The sequence below is a fragment of the Bradyrhizobium sp. 157 genome (assembly GCF_023073815.1).
In the GTDB taxonomy this organism is placed as follows: Bacteria; Pseudomonadota; Alphaproteobacteria; order Rhizobiales; family Xanthobacteraceae; genus Bradyrhizobium.
Genome location: NZ_JADPKF010000073.1, coordinates 259,897 through 276,039, shown reverse-complemented (window position 1 = coordinate 276,039; position 16,143 = coordinate 259,897). Strand labels below are relative to the sequence as shown.

The 16,143-nt window shown below is 61.2% G+C and carries 25 protein-coding genes and 1 pseudogene; 18 read left to right on the top strand and 8 right to left on the bottom strand.

Annotation, left to right across the window (positions count from 1 at the left end; genetic code table 11):
• Positions 1-19 precede the first annotated feature (19 nt).
• Positions 20-382: a hypothetical protein gene (locus IVA95_RS17205; protein WP_247511541.1), complete on the bottom strand. Its 363-nt coding sequence runs from the start codon at positions 380-382 to the stop codon at positions 20-22.
• A 301-nt stretch (positions 383-683) separates the two neighbouring features.
• On the opposite strand from IVA95_RS17205, the gene IVA95_RS17200 reads away from it, so the two are divergent.
• Complete coding sequence (locus IVA95_RS17200) at positions 684-914, top strand: hypothetical protein (protein ID WP_247511540.1); 231 nt, start codon at positions 684-686, stop codon at positions 912-914.
• Between the two features lie 17 nt (positions 915-931).
• Here IVA95_RS17200 and IVA95_RS17195 read toward each other — a convergent pair whose 3' ends face one another.
• Positions 932-1,135 carry a hypothetical protein gene (locus IVA95_RS17195; RefSeq protein ID WP_213247709.1) on the bottom strand — a complete coding sequence of 68 codons (204 nt, stop codon included), beginning with the start codon at positions 1,133-1,135 and terminating at the stop codon, positions 932-934.
• 134 nt (positions 1,136-1,269) lie between these two features.
• Here IVA95_RS17195 and IVA95_RS17190 point away from each other — a divergent pair, with 134 nt between their 5' ends.
• Complete coding sequence (locus IVA95_RS17190; RefSeq protein ID WP_247511539.1) at positions 1,270-2,004, top strand: Crp/Fnr family transcriptional regulator; 735 nt, start codon at positions 1,270-1,272, stop codon at positions 2,002-2,004.
• A 210-nt stretch (positions 2,005-2,214) separates the two neighbouring features.
• Positions 2,215-2,430 carry a hypothetical protein gene (locus IVA95_RS17185; protein WP_247511538.1) on the top strand — a complete coding sequence of 72 codons (216 nt, stop codon included), beginning with the start codon at positions 2,215-2,217 and terminating at the stop codon, positions 2,428-2,430.
• Positions 2,431-2,451: 21 nt separating this feature from the next.
• On the opposite strand, the gene IVA95_RS17180 is transcribed toward IVA95_RS17185, so the two are convergent.
• From IVA95_RS17180 to IVA95_RS17160, 5 genes are read right to left on the bottom strand one after another with little or no spacing between them, the layout of a single operon-like run.
• Entirely contained in the window at positions 2,452-2,910 is a 459-nt protein-coding gene (locus tag IVA95_RS17180) for a DUF1801 domain-containing protein (protein ID WP_247511537.1), read from the bottom strand.
• Positions 2,911-2,926: 16 nt separating this feature from the next.
• On the bottom strand, positions 2,927-3,397 hold the full coding sequence (locus IVA95_RS17175; protein WP_247511536.1) for a DUF1801 domain-containing protein: 471 nt from the start codon (positions 3,395-3,397) through the stop codon (positions 2,927-2,929).
• Positions 3,398-3,422: 25 nt separating this feature from the next.
• Entirely contained in the window at positions 3,423-3,629 is a 207-nt protein-coding gene (locus tag IVA95_RS17170) for a hypothetical protein (RefSeq protein ID WP_247511535.1), read from the bottom strand.
• A 53-nt stretch (positions 3,630-3,682) separates the two neighbouring features.
• Positions 3,683-4,114, bottom strand: a complete 432-nt coding sequence (locus tag IVA95_RS17165) for an SRPBCC domain-containing protein (RefSeq protein ID WP_247511534.1) — start codon at positions 4,112-4,114, stop codon at positions 3,683-3,685.
• Positions 4,111-4,434 (bottom strand): metalloregulator ArsR/SmtB family transcription factor, encoded by a 324-nt coding sequence (locus tag IVA95_RS17160; RefSeq protein ID WP_213247700.1) that lies wholly within the window; start codon positions 4,432-4,434, stop codon positions 4,111-4,113. The genes IVA95_RS17165 and IVA95_RS17160 overlap by 4 nt, the downstream gene beginning before the upstream one ends.
• Before the next feature lie 292 nt (positions 4,435-4,726).
• Between IVA95_RS17160 and IVA95_RS17155 the strand changes: the two genes are divergently transcribed.
• A complete protein-coding gene (locus tag IVA95_RS17155) occupies positions 4,727-5,362 on the top strand; it encodes a class I SAM-dependent methyltransferase (protein WP_247511533.1) in 636 nt (211 codons plus the stop codon).
• Between the two features lie 21 nt (positions 5,363-5,383).
• On the opposite strand, the gene IVA95_RS17150 is transcribed toward IVA95_RS17155, so the two are convergent.
• Positions 5,384-5,788, bottom strand: coding sequence for a four-helix bundle copper-binding protein (locus IVA95_RS17150; protein ID WP_247511532.1), 405 nt, complete (start codon positions 5,786-5,788; stop codon positions 5,384-5,386).
• Positions 5,789-6,009: 221 nt separating this feature from the next.
• Between IVA95_RS17150 and IVA95_RS17145 the strand changes: the two genes are divergently transcribed.
• The 14 genes and pseudogenes from IVA95_RS17145 to IVA95_RS17090 all read left to right on the top strand — a co-directional run bounded on the left by IVA95_RS17145 (position 6,010) and on the right by IVA95_RS17090 (position 16,108).
• On the top strand, positions 6,010-6,381 hold the full coding sequence (locus tag IVA95_RS17145) for a hypothetical protein (RefSeq protein ID WP_247511531.1): 372 nt from the start codon (positions 6,010-6,012) through the stop codon (positions 6,379-6,381).
• A gap of 77 nt (positions 6,382-6,458) precedes the next feature.
• Complete coding sequence (locus tag IVA95_RS17140) at positions 6,459-6,866, top strand: FixH family protein (protein ID WP_247511732.1); 408 nt, start codon at positions 6,459-6,461, stop codon at positions 6,864-6,866.
• A complete protein-coding gene (locus IVA95_RS17135) occupies positions 6,863-8,266 on the top strand; it encodes an efflux RND transporter periplasmic adaptor subunit (RefSeq protein ID WP_247511530.1) in 1,404 nt (467 codons plus the stop codon). The genes IVA95_RS17140 and IVA95_RS17135 overlap by 4 nt, the downstream gene beginning before the upstream one ends.
• Positions 8,263-11,451 (top strand): efflux RND transporter permease subunit, encoded by a 3,189-nt coding sequence (locus IVA95_RS17130; RefSeq protein WP_247511529.1) that lies wholly within the window; start codon positions 8,263-8,265, stop codon positions 11,449-11,451. Before IVA95_RS17135 ends, IVA95_RS17130 begins: the two co-directional genes overlap by 4 nt.
• Before the next feature lie 98 nt (positions 11,452-11,549).
• Entirely contained in the window at positions 11,550-12,107 is a 558-nt protein-coding gene (locus tag IVA95_RS17125; protein WP_247511528.1) for a sigma-70 family RNA polymerase sigma factor, read from the top strand.
• Positions 12,104-12,745 (top strand): DUF1109 domain-containing protein, encoded by a 642-nt coding sequence (locus IVA95_RS17120; RefSeq protein ID WP_247511527.1) that lies wholly within the window; start codon positions 12,104-12,106, stop codon positions 12,743-12,745. Before IVA95_RS17125 ends, IVA95_RS17120 begins: the two co-directional genes overlap by 4 nt.
• 113 nt (positions 12,746-12,858) lie before the next feature.
• Complete coding sequence (locus tag IVA95_RS17115) at positions 12,859-13,113, top strand: hypothetical protein (RefSeq protein ID WP_247511526.1); 255 nt, start codon at positions 12,859-12,861, stop codon at positions 13,111-13,113.
• A 135-nt stretch (positions 13,114-13,248) separates the two neighbouring features.
• Positions 13,249-13,485, top strand: coding sequence for a hypothetical protein (locus IVA95_RS17110; protein WP_247511525.1), 237 nt, complete (start codon positions 13,249-13,251; stop codon positions 13,483-13,485).
• A 46-nt stretch (positions 13,486-13,531) separates the two neighbouring features.
• Positions 13,532-13,663, top strand: a complete 132-nt coding sequence (locus tag IVA95_RS38810) for a hypothetical protein (protein ID WP_256470230.1) — start codon at positions 13,532-13,534, stop codon at positions 13,661-13,663.
• A gap of 134 nt (positions 13,664-13,797) precedes the next feature.
• The gene (locus IVA95_RS17105) at positions 13,798-14,376 is read left to right on the top strand and encodes a cytochrome c family protein (protein ID WP_247511524.1); all 579 of its coding nucleotides are present in this window, start codon (positions 13,798-13,800) and stop codon (positions 14,374-14,376) included.
• Between the two features lie 96 nt (positions 14,377-14,472).
• Positions 14,473-14,559 (top strand): annotated as a pseudogene (locus IVA95_RS17100) (DUF411 domain-containing protein); the annotation flags it as partial.
• A gap of 2 nt (positions 14,560-14,561) precedes the next feature.
• Positions 14,562-14,687 carry a hypothetical protein gene (locus IVA95_RS38805; protein WP_256470216.1) on the top strand — a complete coding sequence of 42 codons (126 nt, stop codon included), beginning with the start codon at positions 14,562-14,564 and terminating at the stop codon, positions 14,685-14,687.
• Positions 14,688-14,839: 152 nt separating this feature from the next.
• Positions 14,840-15,331: a hypothetical protein gene (locus IVA95_RS17095; RefSeq protein ID WP_247511523.1), complete on the top strand. Its 492-nt coding sequence runs from the start codon at positions 14,840-14,842 to the stop codon at positions 15,329-15,331.
• 165 nt (positions 15,332-15,496) lie between these two features.
• Positions 15,497-16,108 (top strand): class I SAM-dependent methyltransferase, encoded by a 612-nt coding sequence (locus IVA95_RS17090; RefSeq protein WP_247511522.1) that lies wholly within the window; start codon positions 15,497-15,499, stop codon positions 16,106-16,108.
• Positions 16,109-16,143 lie beyond the last annotated feature (35 nt).

The following is a 16,143-nucleotide window of genomic DNA, read 5'->3' as shown; positions in this document are numbered from 1 at the left end:
CAGCGCCGAAAAGCCAGTCCTAGTACAGCCGCATCGGCAGCGGCAACTGGATGTCCTGATAGCGGCCCTCGTAGCGATCGACAAAATCCTGCAGGAAAAACGGAATATCGCGTAGCTGGAGGTCGCAGCGTCGCCGCAACTCGTGTGCGACCTCCGCAGAGGCGTCACGACACCACCCCCCGGCGACATTGAAAGCAACCACCCGGATCGGGTTGGTGTACTGGCCGGTGAGCAGGTCCATTACAACCGGCTCAAATCCCGTAGCCTCGGAACTGACCTCTGCCCAGACCTGGCCGTGTTCCACGGACAAATGCTCGACGATATAGACGTCGTGCTCGTCACTGTGGGGCACAATCGACGGACCCGAGCCGGCGTTACGCATCACCAACTCCCAGACTGCAGAACCGCGAATCAAGCTGGCTTTTTTTCAATTCGTTCCAAATTCGGCAGAGAGGCGAACGGCCGCATAGCGCGCCGCTGTCTTTGCTCTCGCTACCGCACATCGCGCGGCGGCGGCTCCATTCTGGCAGGAACATTTGGCGAGGTCATGACTTCCTTACTATGTCATGCAGCCAACACAGGAGACGGACATGGCGGTGAGGCAACCGTCCCGAAAGAAAGCGGCCGCGAAGTTCAAGGGCGTACGGATCGAAAAGAGCGCCCCACATTAAGGAACAGTCCGCATGCCGCGTTACTTCTTTAACGTGTATCACGACAGGGCTGAACTGGACGAGGAAGGCGAAGAACTGCCCGACCTGCAAGCCGCCTGGCGGGAGGCGACCGTGACGGCGGGGCAGATCATTCAGGATCTCGATGGAAGGCTGCGTCCGGGAAAGGATTGGCGGATGGAAGTCACCGACGAGTTTGCAAATCCGCTGTATGTCATTCACGTCTGCGCCGGCAAAACGAGATAGGCCGGAAGACCGCAGCGCTATTTCGGGCGCTGCAATCCAGGTGACGTCAACCAACGTTCGAGGGCGGCTGCCGACTCGGTTGCGACCGCCGCCCGTATCAGGCGATCACGCTCCTGTCCTGGAGGTGAGCCCTCGGCCTTTTCGCGGGCGCGAAAGGCAATTTGTTTGAGGCGCTCCTGAAGCGGAAGTGCCGGGCGGCTGCGATTGCGCTTTTTCTTCATGGACGGATCTCCTTGCTGGCTTCGACCCTTCCACGTTTGGGCAACCGCATCCTTAACCTTTGTTTGGAACCGGCATCGGGCAAGTTTTGTTTTCATCAGAGGCAGGAGATCATTCAATCGAACGGGACAGGCGCGTGGATCGGGATTCGGTGTTGGCAAGCTTGTTGCGGCGGCTCGATACCGTCTCGAAACTCGATCCGGCTGATATTGCCGCGATCCGTTCGCTTCCGATTGCCGTTCGCCACTGGGAAGGCGGAAGAGCCATCGTATCCGACGGCGAACGTCCGTCGGAATGCTGCCTGATCATCGAAGGCTTCTGTATCCGCTCCAAAACGACGGAGGCCGGCCAGCGGCAGATTCTCTCGATTCACATCCCCGGCGAGATTCCTGACCTTCAGAGCTTGCACCTGCACAGGATGGATCACGATCTCTCCACGCTGGTACCCTCGACGCTGGGGTTCATCAGCCATGCTTCGCTGCTCACCCTGACGCATGCGAGACCGAACGTTGCGGATGCGCTCTGGCGCGACACCTTGATCGATGCCGCGATATTTCGGGAGTGGATCGTCAATGTTGGGCAGCGGCCGGCGCCGGCCCGGCTTGTCCATATCGCGCTCGAACTTCGCGAGCGTCTCCTCGCAATCAGGGGAGGCACGGAGCCTGCCACGTTCGAATTCCCGCTTACCCAGGAGCAGATTGGCGAGGCGCTGGGCATCACGCCGGTGCATGCGAACCGCATCATCAGGCAACTGCGCGAGGACGGGATCGTCGACGTCAGCCGGGGGCAAGTGCGCGTGCTCGACGAAACAAGGCTCGCGGAATTGGCGCAGTTTGACGACCGTTACCTGCACCAGGATCCGGCCGCCTGAAGCGTCCGATCGTGCGGTGGCGGCGGTCCAGCCGCTGGTCCAGCCGCTTGGGTCGATCGGACGCAGCGATTTTGTTCGCGTCATTGGAACGATTCAAGCTCGGGAAAATTATGCAATCTGTGTCAGGGATAGACACATGAACTCGAGCGGCTGCCGATGCAGTGCCGTTTACATGGCGCATCGGCGACCGCTTTCTTTTAGCCGCGGGCCATGAAGGATTTTGCAAACGCGTCGTTCCCGCCCGAGGTCATCTCGGTGATGGAGCAGGCGCTTGACGCCGCCGTCGCGACGCTCCCGGAGCCCGTCCATTCCCACTACGTTCAAGTGATCGCGGAAGCGATCCTGCGCGCCGCTCACAGCGGAGAGCGTGACCCGGTTGTCCTGCAACGGCTCGCATTGCTGGAACTGCAGCTTCTTTCCCGGTAGAAGCGAGCCGCCTTCGTCTGCTCAAGCGCTCTTTGATTTCCGAGCACCGGCGGAACGAGCGGCTGCTCGTTTCGAGCTGTTCAGCGCCACGGCCTCGCGAATGAGCGCCTTCAACGCCTTTTCGTCGATCTTGTCGCCCTCGTGAAAATCGATGGCGCGCCTGGTGTTGCCCTCCAAGCTGGAGTTGAAGAGGCCTGACGGGTCCTCCAGCGAGGCGCCCTTGGCGAAGGTCATCTTCACGACCGCCTTGTAGGTCTCTCCGGTACAGATGATGCCGTCGTGCTCCCACACCGGAACACCCCGCCACTTCCACTCCTCGATCACTTCGGGGTCGGCCTGCTTGATGATGCTTCGGATGCGCGCGAGCATCTCGCCGCGCCAATCGCCCAATTCCTTGATTCGCGCATCGATGTGCTGAGAAGGAGAGCTTCCGCCTTTTCTTTCGCTCGCGCCGCTCTTCTTCACTGTTGCTTTCTTCATGGCTGTTGTCATTCGCTTACAATCGTTCGCCGGGCAATTGGCTGGCTTGCCTTATCCAAGCGGCGAGTTGGGCTTCATCAAGGTCGTCCTCATGGATGTCGAGATAGCGCACTTCCTTGTGCTTGGATTCGCCGGGTGGAAGAGGGCGCAGTGATGTTCCGCGGAAGAAGGTCACTTTGATGTACTTCGTGAAGCAGTGAAAGGCGAGGAACCAGCCGCCCTGATCCTCGACGCCATAAAAGGGCGTATTCCATTTGACCGCCTTGTGCACGCCGGGGACGGTGCGCACGATGAGCGCGTCGAGGAGGCGCCCAACGTCTCGTTTCCAACCCGGCATGGCCGCGATATAGGCCTGCACGGGAGCGTCGCCGTCTCCCTTTGCGATCTGAGGATTGCCGCCTGAGAGCAGGACGGGCTTTGCGGTAGCCTGCTTGGCGGCGGCCTTCTTTGCGATCTTCGCCGGCCTTCTCGACGTCGTTTGCGCCATTGTGTTAGCTCCTGTCGCCGGTACGTCAGCCACTGCGCCATTTGGCGGCGTAGGGCAGCACGAACATGTACAGGCCGGTGAACATCAGTAAAAAGAGCGGCGGCAATGGGGAGTATACCACCAGCGGGGAAGGCTCCCCCAGTCCCATGGCAATGAAATTGGCGACGACGGTCACCATGAAGGCAATCGACAGCCAGCGGTGAATCTGCCGAATCCACATGTTCCAGTTCAATGAGACCTCCTTTTGCAGACTTTTGCAGACGAGCCGGAGCGTAACGCGGCGTTTCAATCCGTCCGCGCCACGAGCTCTTCCAGCTTGGCGAAGAATTGCTGCCATCCAGCGTGGGCGCCGCCATAGGCCTGCTTCTGATCCGGCCGGAAACCGGTCTGCTCCATGCGCAGGAGGGTGCCTGTGGGCGTTGGCGTCAGCGTGAAAGTGACCACACTTTCTAGATTGAAGGCCGCATCGTCGTGCTTGAAATTCCAGGTGTAGGACAGCGTCTTGTTTGGCTCGATGGCGAGGACCTCGCAGTCCAGCACGCCGCCCCATTCGCCGCGAAGATTGAAGCGATGACCCACGGCCGGCTTGAAGTCGTTCTTCATCAGCCACTCCTCCATCAAGTGGGGTTGCGTGAGCGCGCGCCAGAGCTTTTCCGGCGGATGCGACATTTCGCGTTCGACGACGACGGTGCGAGTTTCGGCGGCGGTATTTGTCATTGGTCCATCCGTTTGAGCAGGTCTTCGAGGTTGTCGAACCGGTTCTGCCAGAAGCCATGCATCTGGCTCGCCCAGTCGATCAGCGGGGCGAGAGCGCCGAGCTGCGCGCTATAATGCGTCTGGCGGCCTTCGTGGCGGTCGCGCACCAGCCCCGCCTGTTTCAGAACGCCAAGATGCTTCGAGACGGCCGGTTGCGAGATCCCGGCCCGGGCCGTCAGCGCCCCGACCGTCTGCTCTCCTTCGCGGCACAGCCGCTCGAAGATCGCCCGACGGCTCGGGTCGGCGAGTGTTCTGAACAGCACATCATGAGCGTTGGGCATTCGAAATCGATAACTCGCTGGTTATTGATGATACATAACCGCCGGGATATGTGTTAGTCAAGCGGGAATGCAGAACGGCGTGGGCGATCTTCCGCGCCGCAAACGATGCAATTCGACGTCAGTAAGCTACCGCTGAACGCATGCCGTACAGGTTATGCATTATCTTTGGCCCGGTGCCCCTTCCTTGCGAAGCAGGGCTGCGGGTGCGAGCGCCGACGGCATGGTCGCTCGTTGTCGAGGACGAGAGGGATGACCACATGTTCAGCGTCACATAAAGCGAGGGGAGAGTCCTATGGGAGATGCCGGCCGGCAGGCCCATTGGGAAAACGTCTACACGACAAAGGCTGAGAACGAGGTTAGCTGGTTTCAGCAAAGCCCGGCTCCTTCGCTCGACTTGATCGTGCAGGCAGGGGCTACGAGCAAGTCGGCCATCATCGACATCGGCGGTGGGGCCTCGCGGCTGGTCGACAGTCTCGTCGAGCAGGGATTTGAGGATATCACCGTGCTCGATCTGTCCGCCGCGGCGTTGGCCGCTGCCAAGAGCCGCCTCGAGAGCCGCTTTGGCACCAGCGCCGAGCGGGTTAGCTGGGTCGTCGCCGACGCGACGACCTGGGAGCCGGTCAAGGCCTACGACATCTGGCACGATCGGGCGGCGTTTCACTTTCTCACCGACCCAGGCGATCGCGCCGCCTACATTGCGCGCCTCCAGCGGAGCCTGAAAATCGGAGGGCAGGCCATCATCGCCACCTTCGCGCCCGACGGCCCTGAAAAGTGCAGCGGCCTGCCGGTCGCGCGCTACGATAGCGAGAGTCTCGGACGGACGCTCGGCGCCGCGTTCAAGCTGATCCACGCGCAGCGGCACGAGCACGCGACGCCGTGGGATTCCCGGCAGGCTTTTCAGTTCAGCGTGTTCCGGCGCGAGGCCTGATCTGGACCCGCACTCGCCGTGCTAATGCGCCATGCCGCGTGAGACCTCCTGGCAAGCTTCCATGCAGCGGCGGCAGCTTTCCGCACAGATGCGGCAATGTTCGTGCATGGCTGCGTGCCTCTGGCATTCCTCCGCGCAAAGCCGGCAGGCGGCGGCGCAGACGCTGAGCATGCGGCGCATCACCTCGTCATCGAAACCCGTCCTGCGGGTCATGATGCGACCGGTGATGTTGCAGATATCGGCGCAATCCAGGTCAAGCCGGATGCACTGGGTCAGCTCCTGTACCATGCGCTCCGACAAGCAGGCGTCGGCGCAGGAGGTGCAGGTCTGGGCGCAGGAGTAGCACTCCTCGATGCAACGGATCACGGCGTCGCTGATCTGGCCCTGGACGGCCGGGTGGGTGCCAATCATTTCGCGGGCGTACATGGCTGGGCTCCTTCCTGAGGAAAGACCACCGCCGGGGCGGTCGCTAGCTCAAGTCGCAGCGTTGAAAAATGTTCTGGGCTGCCCGCTAGAATGAATTCGGGGTCGCGGGGGTTGATTCATCGCAATGCGGTCTTCGTCCGCCGGCATATGTTAAGCAAACCCGCGGTTTCGTGATGGAACTCCGCTTCCCATCAGGGGCCCGGCTGTGCGAGACTGGACCCGTGAAATACTCGATTCACCTTTGCCGGCTGCTGGCGACTTTTGTGATCGTCGGCCTCGTTCTCGCCCCGCTCACGGCGCGGGCGAATACGGGCGCCATGGCACCAATGGCCATGGCGGCGATGTCCCATGATGCAACCGCCATGTCGGACGACATGCCGTGTTGCCCGGAGAAATCCGCGCCGGTCGATTGCGACCAGTGCCCGTTGATGGCGCTTTGCGTATCCACGTTGCAGGCGCCGCTGCCGGCCGGCATTGCCGAAATCCAGCCCGTGACCCTTCGCACGCTGCTGCCCGGCAGCGATCCGGAAGTGGAAAGCCTCGGGTACTCACCTCTGCCAAAACCTCCCCGATCCCTGGTCCTTTCGGCGTAACGCCGGAGTCCCGCGGCGCCTTGTGGCGTCCGCGCCATGCCGCCATGGCGGCTGACCAGTAAATCGAGGACACCATGATGAAGGCTATTCAGTTTTCGCGCGGCCTGCGGGTTGCGCTGACCGGCGCTGCCCTGACATGCGCCGAGACCGTCGCACTCGCCGATATCAAGAACTACGAGTTCAAGCTCGTCGAGCCGGCCGTGAAGACCGGCCCCGACCAGACCATCGCCGTGAAGCTCATCGATAAGACGACCGGCAAAGCCATACCGGACGCAGTCATCTTCGCCACGCGGCTCGATATGGCGCCCGACGGCATGCAGGAGATGGTGACCAAACTCACCCCGCTGCCGGCATCGGAGCCCGGCACCTACCGGTTCAAGGCAAATTTCAGCATGGCCGGCCGCTGGCAATTGTCGCTCGGCGCCAAGGTGCAGGGTGAAACCGGGACGGTCGAAAACAAACTCATTATTCAGGCCGACAAATGAAATGGTCAGTCGTGATCGCCATCGTAACTGCCGCAATTGGGGCGGCGGCGGTGGCCGGAATTGTCGCGCGTCCATTCATCATGTCGGGTGGAGAGACCAAGCACGCCCACATCGTGGCGCGGGCCGAACCGGCTTCTGCTGCAATCTACTATCAGGACCCCGACGGCAAGCCGTTCTATTCGCTGACGCCGAAAAAGGCGCCTGATGGCCGCGACTACCGTGCCGTCCCGCCAGGCGCCGACATCAGTTTTGACGATCCGCCGCAGGAAAGCGCGGCGGCTCCGCCGGCCGACCGAAAGGTCAAGTATTACCGCAATCCGATGGGCCTGCCGGACGTTTCGCCGACGCCCAAGAAGGATTCGATGGGGATGGATTACATCCCCGTCTATGAGGGCGAGGACAGCGACGACGGATCGGTCAAGGTCTCGCCCGGAAAGATACAGCGCACCGGCGTCAAATCGCAGCCGGCCGCCACCCGCCCGATCCGGACGGTCGTGCGGGCGCCAGGCACGATCCAACTCGACGAGCGTCGAGTCTCAGTTATCGCGATGCGCGCGGAAACCTACCTGCAATCAGTTGCCGACGTCACAACTGGCACCTTTGTCAAGAAGGGGCAGCCGCTGATGCAGGTCTACAGTCCGGCAGTTTCCAGTGCGGCCGCAGAGTATGTGACGACATTGACGTCCAAGACTACGGCGGGCGAACCGTCCTACGGACGCGGTTCACGGCAGCGGTTGATGAACCTTGACGTGCCCGAAGCGATAATCAGCGAGGTCGAGAGAACGAAGGTCGTCCCGGTAACTGTCGCCTGGTCGGCCCCACGGGACGGCATCGTGCTGGAACGCAACGCCGTCGAGGGTATGCGAGCTCAACCGGGCGACGTGCTCTTCCGCGTCGCGGATACTTCGGTGGTCTGGGCGATAATTGACATAGCCGAACGCGATCTCGGCTCGCTTGCGGTCGGACAAAGCGTAACCGTGCGCGCGCGCAGCTTCCCGGGGCGGGACTTCTCCGGAAAGATCTCGGTCATCTATCCCCAGGTCAACCGCGAGACACGGACAGCCCGCGTTCGGATCGAACTCGCAAATCCCGATCTCGCATTGCTGCCGGACATGTATGTGGACGCGGACGTCGAGATTGGCGGCGCGGAGCCTGTTTTGGCCGTTCCCGACAGCTCGGTGCTCGATACGGGAGCGCGCCAGGTCGTTCTGGTCGACAAGGGCGAGGGACGATTCGAGCCCCGCGACGTCAAGATCGGCCGTCGGGGAGACGGACTGGTCGAAATCCGCAGCGGGCTGAAAGACGGCGAGCCGGTTGTGGTTGCGGCCAATTTTCTGATCGACGCGGAGAGTAACCTGAAGGCGGCTCTCAAGGGCTTAGCCGAGGGAGCTCAGCAATGATAGCCCGCTTGATCGCCTGGTCGGCGCGTAACCTGCTACTGGTGCTGTTCGGCACCGGCTTCGCTGCCGCGGCCGGCCTCTATGCGCTCGTCCATCTGCCGCTGGACGCCATCCCCGACCTCTCTGACACGCAAGTCATCGTTTACACGGAGTACCCCGGTCAGGCGCCGCAGGTCATTGAGGACCAGGTCACCTATCCCCTTACGACCGCGATGCTAACGGTACCGAAGTCGAAAGTCGTTCGCGGCTTCTCGTTCTTCGGCGTGTCGTTCGTCTATGTCATCTTCGAAGACGGCACGGACATTTATTGGGCGCGCTCGCGGGTGCTCGAGTTCCTGAACGCCGCGACCTCACGCATTCCCGCCGGCGTGACGCCGACCATCGGCCCGGATGCGACCGGCGTCGGCTGGGTTTACCAATATGCTATCGTGTCGAAGGAGCTGAACCTTTCCGACACGCGCACGATCCAGGACTGGAATCTGAAGTTCGCGCTCGCCAAGGCTGAAGGTGTCGCCGAAGTGGCAAGCGTCGGCGGCTTCGTCAAGCAGTACAATGTGATCCTCGATCCGCAGCGCATGCGCGATCGCGGCATCACCATGCAGAAGATGCGCGAGGCGATCCGCGCCAGCAATGCCGATGTCGGCGGCCGCACTGTCGAACTGTCCGAATTCGAATACGTCATCCGTGGCAAGGGCTACCTGAAGAGCATCAACGACCTCGGCAACGTCGTGCTGAAGGTGAGCAATGGCACGCCGGTGCTCGTTCGCGACGTGGCCCGGGTGGAGCTCGGCCCCGACGAGCGGCGCGGCATCACCGAACTGAACGGGGAGGGCGAGGTCGCAAGCGGCATCGTGCTGCAGCGCTTCGGCGTCAACGCGCTCGATGTGATCCAGAACGTCAAGAAGCGTTTCCAGGAGATCGCCAGTAGCCTGCCGAAATCGGTCGAGATCGTGCCGGTTTACGACCGCTCGAACCTGATCTACGCGGCCATCGACACGCTCAAGCACACGCTGTTCGAGGAAAGTGTCGTCGTTGCGCTGGTCTGCATCGTGTTCCTGCTGCACGTCCGCAGTGCGCTGGTTGCGATTCTGATGCTGCCGGTCGGCATATTGATGGCGTTCGGCGCCATGAAGCTGTTGGGGCTCGGCTCCAACATCATGAGCCTTGGCGGCATTGCGATCGCGATCGGCGCCATGGTGGATGCAGCAATCGTCATGATCGAGAATGCCCACAAGCACCTCGAACGAGCGGAGCCCGGAAAGTCCCGGGTGGCCATCCTGATCGAGGCGGCCGCGCAGGTCGGTCCGGCGCTGTTCTTCAGCCTCTTGATCATCACCGTGTCGTTCATGCCGATCTTCACGCTGGAGCAGCAGGAGGGGCGGCTGTTCAGCCCGCTGGCGTTCACCAAAACATTCGCCATGGCCGCCGCCGCGCTGCTTTCGGTGACGCTGGTGCCGGCGCTGATGGTGATCTTCATCCGCGGCAGAATTGTTCCTGAGCACAAGAACCCGATCAATCGCTTCCTGATCTGGATCTACCGTCCCGTCATCAAGGGTGTCTTGCGCGCCAAAACACTGGTCGTCCTGCTCGCACTCGCGATTCTGGCCGTGAGCGTCTGGCCGGCGCGCCAGCTCGGCACCGAGTTCATGCCCAACCTGAACGAGGGCACGCTGCTCTACATGCCGACGACATTGCCGGGCATCTCGATCACCAAGTCCGCCGAACTGATGCAGACCCAGGACCGGATCATCCGGTCATTTCCGGAAGTCGAATCCGTTTTTGGCAAGGCAGGCCGCGCGGCGACCGCAACCGATCCGGCGCCATCGGAAATGTACGAGACCGTCGTCAATCTCAAGCCGAAGCAGGAGTGGCGGGCGGGCGTAACGATCGACAGCCTGATCGCGGAAATGGACAAGGCCTTGCAGTTTCCTGGCGTCTCCAACGCCTGGACCATGCCGATCAAAGCCCGCATCGACATGCTGTCGACCGGCATCCGCACCCCGATCGGCGTCAAGGTGATCGGCACCGATCTGGTCGAGATCGACAAACTTGCCAAGCAGATCGAGCAGGTCCTGAAAGCGGTGCCCGGCACCTCGTCCGCCTACGCCGAGCGTGGCATCGGCGGCTACTATTTGGAGATCACGCCGGACCGCGAAGCGATGGCGCGCTACGGCATCATGGTCCAGGACGTCCAGGACACGATTGCAACGGCGCTTGGCGGGCAGACGGTCACGACGACGGTCGAGGGTCGCCAGCGCTTCTCCGTCAACATGCGCTACCCGCGGGATCTGCGCGACAATCCGAAGGCGATTGCAAGCGACGTGCTGGTGCCGATGCCGGCCGGCGGCGCCGTCCCGCTTGGCGAAGTCGCAAAGGTCGCGCCGGAGAGGGGACCGTCATCGATCCGCACCGAGAATGGCCAGTTGGCGACCTATATCTACGTCGACATCCGCGACCGCGATCTCGGCGGCTACGTGGCCGAGGCGCAGCGCGCCGTGCAAGCCAGCATCCAGTTTCCTCCGGGCTACTATGTGATGTGGAGCGGCCAGTACGAGTACCTCGAGCGCGCCACCGCAAGGCTCAAAATCGTCGTTCCCGCAACGCTGCTCATCATCTTCCTGCTGTTGTATCTCAACTTCCGATCGATCACCGAGACGCTGATCGTGATGCTGTCCTTGCCATTTGCGCTGGTCGGCGGATTCTGGCTGATGTGGTGGCTCGGCTTCAACCTTTCGGTGGCGGTCGCGGTCGGCTTCATCGCGCTCGCCGGCGTTGCCGCGGAGACCGGCGTTGTAATGCTGATCTACCTGAACCAGGCGCTCGCCGAAATCAGGACCCGCCGCGACGCTGAAAACCGGCCGCTGACGAAGCGCGATCTCTACGACGCCATCATGGAAGGCGCCGTGGAGCGCGTGCGGCCGAAAATGATGACGGTGGTAGCCATCATGGCCGGGCTGCTGCCGATCATGTGGAGCAGCGGCACCGGCTCGGAGATCATGCAGCGTATCGCAGTGCCGATGATTGGCGGCATGATCTCGTCCACGCTGCTGACGCTGATCGTGATCCCGGCGATCTTCGGACTCGTGAAGGGATTTGGGCTGAAGGATACGGGCGATTCCGCCAAGCCTCCGCAGTCGATCGCTTCCCCTGTCGCACCCCGAAAAGTTCCCGAGCTTGCTGAATGAACAAAGTGGACAAGGAACTCCCGGCCCCGGATTTTTTCGGCTCGATGCTGAGACTGTAACCAAATCCGCCGGATCGTCGAACTAACGAGATAGCAGGCATGGCGACCCTCGAAATCGAACTCAAGGCTCTCATGCTTGCGAGCCTGGCCGGTAACGCAGCGTCGCGCCGCTCGCTGCTCGATCGGCTGAGCCGCCGCCTGCGTGCCTATTACAAGGCCAAGCTCGTTGCGGTCGGCAGGGGAATGGCGGAGGCGGAAGATTTGGTCCAGGAAGCCATATTGGCGATCCACCTCAAGCGGCATACCTATGATCCGCGGGAACCACTCACGCCTTGGGTACACGCCATCGCGCGCTACAAACTAATCGATTTTCTGCGCCGGAGTCGCGCGTCGCTCGCCGAGGTGCCGATCGACGAGGCCGATGAGGTCATGGCACACGATGACAATGCCGACACCGAAAGCACGTATGATATTAGGCGGCTGATGGAGCGGCTGCCGGAAGGCATGCAATGCGCGATCGGAGCCGTGAAACTCGATGGGCTGAGCGTAGCTGAAGCCGCGAGGCGATGTGGTCTCTCGGAGTCGGGCGTAAAGGTAAATATTCATCGCGGGCTCAAAACACTCGCTGCGTTGATTGCCCGGGAAACGCGAAGATGAAGACGGATGATCTGGTTGCGCTTCTGAGCACGAACCTTGAGCCTGTCGACAGCAAGGCGGTTGTCCGAACGCTGTGTGTCGCAATTGCCGCGGCGGCGATCGCGGCCCTCGGCATAGCTTTTACCAGCCTAGGCTTCCGCCCCGACCTGACGACAGGTCACGCGCTGATCTATCTCACGATCAAGCTGACGTTCGCGATTGGGGTCGTCGGTCTCTCTCTGGTTTACTTGACGAGGCTGGCGCGTCCCGGCGGAGAACGAAAAATCTCGCCCCTCCTAGTCGCTGTGCCGTTTCTCGTCGTTCTGGTTCTTGCCGCTATCAGCCTTGGATCCGCACCCCAGTCGCATTGGGAGCGGATGATCGTCGGCGATGAATGGCTGGAATGCCTTCTCTCCATTCCGGTCATTGCGATCGTTCCCTTTGCCGTTTCAATTTGGGCCGTGCGAAAAGGTGCTCCCACCAATCTTTCGCGAGCCGGCGCGTTCGCAGGCCTCATCGCGGGAGGCGTCAGCGCCATGGCTTACGCGCTCCATTGCACCGACGATTCGCTGCCGTTCATTGCCGTCTGGTACGGCGGAACGATTGTGCTGTGTACGCTAGCGGGCGCAGCATTGGGACCACGACTGTTGCGTTGGTGAATGATGTAGCGGTGTTTTCACGTCAGCGTGAGCCTGTAACCGGCTGACAGTTGGCCCCGAACTCATGGTTGGAAGCGCACATCACGGCGCTTCCACAATCATGGAGCCGGAACATGTCAACCAAACACCTTCTCGCGATCTTCCTGCCGCTCGTGGCGGTCTCCGCGACTGCACAGGCAGGCTCGACCATTACCGATAAGAGCTACTGGCCAAGTGAGGCCATGCAGAGCACGCCGTTCAGGGCTAGCGCGCGAACCGACGCATATTCTGCGTTTGCCTACGATCGAGCAAAGTCGCGTTTTGAGCCCGCAACCACCAACAGCGGCGGATCGGCATTCCGTTATCAGGGCGGTCCGAAGGGCCGTTGATGTTGCGCGGGCGCAGTACCGCCGCGCGAGGGTAGCGGCCGACGCCCATTGACACGACCTGAAGCACAAGAGGTTGCGGATGATCATTTACCTTCCGCAATCCTCCGCGTTTCGCCGCGGAAAGAGAGCATTCCAATGACCTTATTCCAGCACGACGGCACACCGATGGGCGGGACCTCACTGAGCACCACTTTGGGCGATTATTTCGCCCGCTATCGGATGGTGCTGTATCTTGTCTTTGCAGCGGTGGTTTCCTTGAGTGTCGCCTGGAACTGGAGTTGGCTGACAGGCGCCGAGATATTTCGCATCATGGCGTCTCTGCCGTGCGCGTTCATGATGCTCATGTGCATGAAGCGAGCGGCGTGCAAGTAACCTCCAACAGGTGATTGCTCCTCGCGATATCTGAGGTGAGCGAATGATGGACAATATGATGCCTGGAATGATGTGGGGCATGGGGTTCGTCTGGTTATTGGTCGTGATCGTCTTGATCCTGGCGGCCGCGGCACTGATCAAGTATCTTCGCACCGGGAGCAAGGACGGTCGGCAATGAACAAACTCATTGTCATTGGGCTTTCGACGATTGCACTGTCATCTCCGTCGTTGGCCCAGCACGGCGACGCCGCGCGGGGCCAGCGGGATTTCGGCATGTGCGCGCCATGCCATTCGCTTGAGCCGGACCAAAACATGACCGGGCCGAGCCTTGCGGGTATGTGGGGACGGAAGGCCGGATCGTTGCCGAGCTTCGAACGCTATTCCGATGCCCTCAAATCCTCCGGCCTCATCTGGGACGATCGTTCGCTGGACGCCTGGTTGACCGATCCCGATCGCATGGTGCCGGACAATGACATGCCGTTTGACGGCATCAAGGATCAGCAGCGCCGTGCAAACCTGCTCGCCTTTCTGAAGGAAGCAACCAAACCGGGAGCCGCGCCGCAAATGAGCGCTCAAGGGCAAATGGGAGGCATGGGCGGGATGATGGGTGGAATGATGGGCGGCGGCCGCGTTCCCAATTTGAAAAGCCTGGAGTCGAACATGCAGGTGAAGACGATCACCTACTGTCGCGACACCTATCGGGTGACCACGGCCGATGGCAAGACCCGCGCCTTTTGGGAGCGCAATCTGCGCCTGAAAACCGATTCCGGAAAAGATGGTCCGCAAAGCGGTGCACCAGCGCTTGTGCCCGCGGGAATGATGGGTGACCGGGCAGACGTGATCTTTGCCGCACCGGAAGAGATCAGTAAGGCGATCGAAGCGCGATGCTGAGAGGCCTGGTATTGGCAGCCGGCGGCCTCGATATGCCGAGACCCCGGCGAAGCGCGTACTAATCGCGTACGAATGATGGCATTCTACAGTGATGCCGTCGACGGTCGTGTGCCGGTGGAGGTGGTGCGCAAGCTCTTGTCCGAGCGACCGGTGATTGCCGGGATTACGCTTCCAGGCATGCCGAGATGACGGTGCAGTTCGAAAGGGCGGGCAGCATCGCTGTGACGGTATCGATCAAAAAAGTCGGCGCCATGGGGCCCGGAAACATGGGTTCGATGAAGCAAACGCCCGACCACACAATGAAGAAATAGGCGCATGAAGCTTTTAGTGATCGCAGTCAACAAGCAAGGCAAGTACGTCGCTTTCCACCGCGCGCTCGATCGGGTGCGTGGGGAGGTCAAATGAGATTTGATCAAAATCGATCTCGGGGAGCCCGAGTGGGGCAAAGATGAGGAGAAGTGACATGAGCACCAGAACTCTTCTTTTGGCGTCAGTTGTTGTCGCGAGCGCTTCGGCGGTTATGGTCGAGCCGTCAACTGCGCAAAGTATGCACGGCCAGATGGGGCCAGGCATGATGCAGGGCATGGGCGAGCAGCCGAAGGGTCGAGGAATGACACAAGGGAGCATGGGTTCGGACATGATGTGCCCGATGATGCGATCCGGCATGATGCACGGCGGGATGATGGGTACTGAAATGATGGGCTCCGGTATGATGCGCAGCGGGACGAGCGCCTTGTTCGGATCGCGCGTCACGCCAGTGATGAATCTATCGGTCGACGACGTGCGCAGCTATCTTGCATCGCAGCTCGAGCACCTCCACAACAAGCGACTGAAGGTCGGAGACATTAACGCTGGGGATGGCACAATCACTGCCGACATCGTTACCGTCGACAATTCGCTCGTCCAACGACTGAAGGTCGATAGGCGCACTGGTGCAATAGCATATGAGAATTGACACTTGCGCGTATATGCTCGATCCGTGGTCGGCGAAATGCATGCCGGAACGCAATGCACGACTTGATGATGCGTGCAGGATGGGAAGAGCGATCAACAGAGGTAATGGGGTTTCGTAGGTCCTACGTTCCGCGCACAAGATCTCGGCGAACGCGGGCATAAATTGATGGCCTTCTATAATGACGTCATTCTGCCAAGGCTCTGCGATCTTGCGATGCGCAACAAACGCCTCGTGCCTTATCGCGAGCGCGTGATAGGCGCGACCGAGGGGCGTGTGCTTGAGATCGGAGCGGGCTCAGGCCGCAATCTGCCGTTCTATGGACCATCTGCGAAACAGATATTGGCGCTCGAGCCGTCTCCAAAACTTGTGGCCATGGCGCGTGGCGTTCCGCATCATGCGATACCCGTGACGTTCCTTGAGGCTTCCGCTGAAGGGATTCCGCTCGACGACGGCACGGTCGATACCGTCGTGACGACCTGGAGCCTTTGCACTATTCCGCAAGCCGACACCGCGCTCGGCGAAATGCGCCGTGTGCTTCGACGCGGCGGCAGGTTGCTCTTCGTGGAGCACGGGCTGGCGCCGGACCAGGGCGTTCGATGGTGGCAGGACCGGCTGACACCGGCATGGAAATCCATCAGCGGCGGCTGCCATCTAAACCGGCCGATCCAGCCGCTGATCGAAGGGGCGGGATTCGGAATTGATCGAATCGAGACCGGCTATATGCCCGGGCTGAAGCCGATGACCTTCATGTACGAGGGCCGCGCCCGGCCCAACTGACCCGCGTTCGCCGGCTCTACCGGGTGGGAGCAAGA

Excerpts from the sequence above, each read along its gene's own strand:
- IVA95_RS17205 (WP_247511541.1), bottom strand. The coding sequence starts at position 382 with ATGCGTAACGCCGGCTCGGGTCCGTCGATTGTGCCCCACAGTGACGAG.
- IVA95_RS17165 (WP_247511534.1), bottom strand. The coding sequence starts at position 4,114 with ATGACAAATACCGCCGCCGAAACTCGCACCGTCGTCGTCGAACGCGAA.
- IVA95_RS17180 (WP_247511537.1), bottom strand. The coding sequence starts at position 2,910 with ATGAAGAAAGCAACAGTGAAGAAGAGCGGCGCGAGCGAAAGAAAAGGC.
- IVA95_RS17125 (WP_247511528.1), top strand. The coding sequence starts at position 11,550 with ATGGCGACCCTCGAAATCGAACTCAAGGCTCTCATGCTTGCGAGCCTG.
- IVA95_RS17115 (WP_247511526.1), top strand. The coding sequence starts at position 12,859 with ATGTCAACCAAACACCTTCTCGCGATCTTCCTGCCGCTCGTGGCGGTC.
- IVA95_RS17175 (WP_247511536.1), bottom strand. The coding sequence starts at position 3,397 with ATGGCGCAAACGACGTCGAGAAGGCCGGCGAAGATCGCAAAGAAGGCC.
- IVA95_RS17105 (WP_247511524.1), top strand. The coding sequence starts at position 13,798 with ATGACCGGGCCGAGCCTTGCGGGTATGTGGGGACGGAAGGCCGGATCG.
- IVA95_RS17155 (WP_247511533.1), top strand. The coding sequence starts at position 4,727 with ATGGGAGATGCCGGCCGGCAGGCCCATTGGGAAAACGTCTACACGACA.
- IVA95_RS17135 (WP_247511530.1), top strand. The coding sequence starts at position 6,863 with ATGAAATGGTCAGTCGTGATCGCCATCGTAACTGCCGCAATTGGGGCG.
- IVA95_RS17140 (WP_247511732.1), top strand. The coding sequence starts at position 6,459 with ATGAAGGCTATTCAGTTTTCGCGCGGCCTGCGGGTTGCGCTGACCGGC.
- IVA95_RS17200 (WP_247511540.1), top strand. The coding sequence starts at position 684 with ATGCCGCGTTACTTCTTTAACGTGTATCACGACAGGGCTGAACTGGAC.
- IVA95_RS17095 (WP_247511523.1), top strand. The coding sequence starts at position 14,840 with ATGAGCACCAGAACTCTTCTTTTGGCGTCAGTTGTTGTCGCGAGCGCT.
- IVA95_RS17130 (WP_247511529.1), top strand. The coding sequence starts at position 8,263 with ATGATAGCCCGCTTGATCGCCTGGTCGGCGCGTAACCTGCTACTGGTG.
- IVA95_RS17185 (WP_247511538.1), top strand. The coding sequence starts at position 2,215 with ATGAAGGATTTTGCAAACGCGTCGTTCCCGCCCGAGGTCATCTCGGTG.
- IVA95_RS38805 (WP_256470216.1), top strand. The coding sequence starts at position 14,562 with ATGACGGTGCAGTTCGAAAGGGCGGGCAGCATCGCTGTGACGGTATCG.
- IVA95_RS17150 (WP_247511532.1), bottom strand. The coding sequence starts at position 5,788 with ATGTACGCCCGCGAAATGATTGGCACCCACCCGGCCGTCCAGGGCCAG.
- IVA95_RS17110 (WP_247511525.1), top strand. The coding sequence starts at position 13,249 with ATGACCTTATTCCAGCACGACGGCACACCGATGGGCGGGACCTCACTG.
- IVA95_RS38810 (WP_256470230.1), top strand. The coding sequence starts at position 13,532 with ATGGACAATATGATGCCTGGAATGATGTGGGGCATGGGGTTCGTCTGG.
- IVA95_RS17090 (WP_247511522.1), top strand. The coding sequence starts at position 15,497 with ATGGCCTTCTATAATGACGTCATTCTGCCAAGGCTCTGCGATCTTGCG.
- IVA95_RS17120 (WP_247511527.1), top strand. The coding sequence starts at position 12,104 with ATGAAGACGGATGATCTGGTTGCGCTTCTGAGCACGAACCTTGAGCCT.
- IVA95_RS17195 (WP_213247709.1), bottom strand. The coding sequence starts at position 1,135 with ATGAAGAAAAAGCGCAATCGCAGCCGCCCGGCACTTCCGCTTCAGGAG.
- IVA95_RS17160 (WP_213247700.1), bottom strand. The coding sequence starts at position 4,434 with ATGCCCAACGCTCATGATGTGCTGTTCAGAACACTCGCCGACCCGAGC.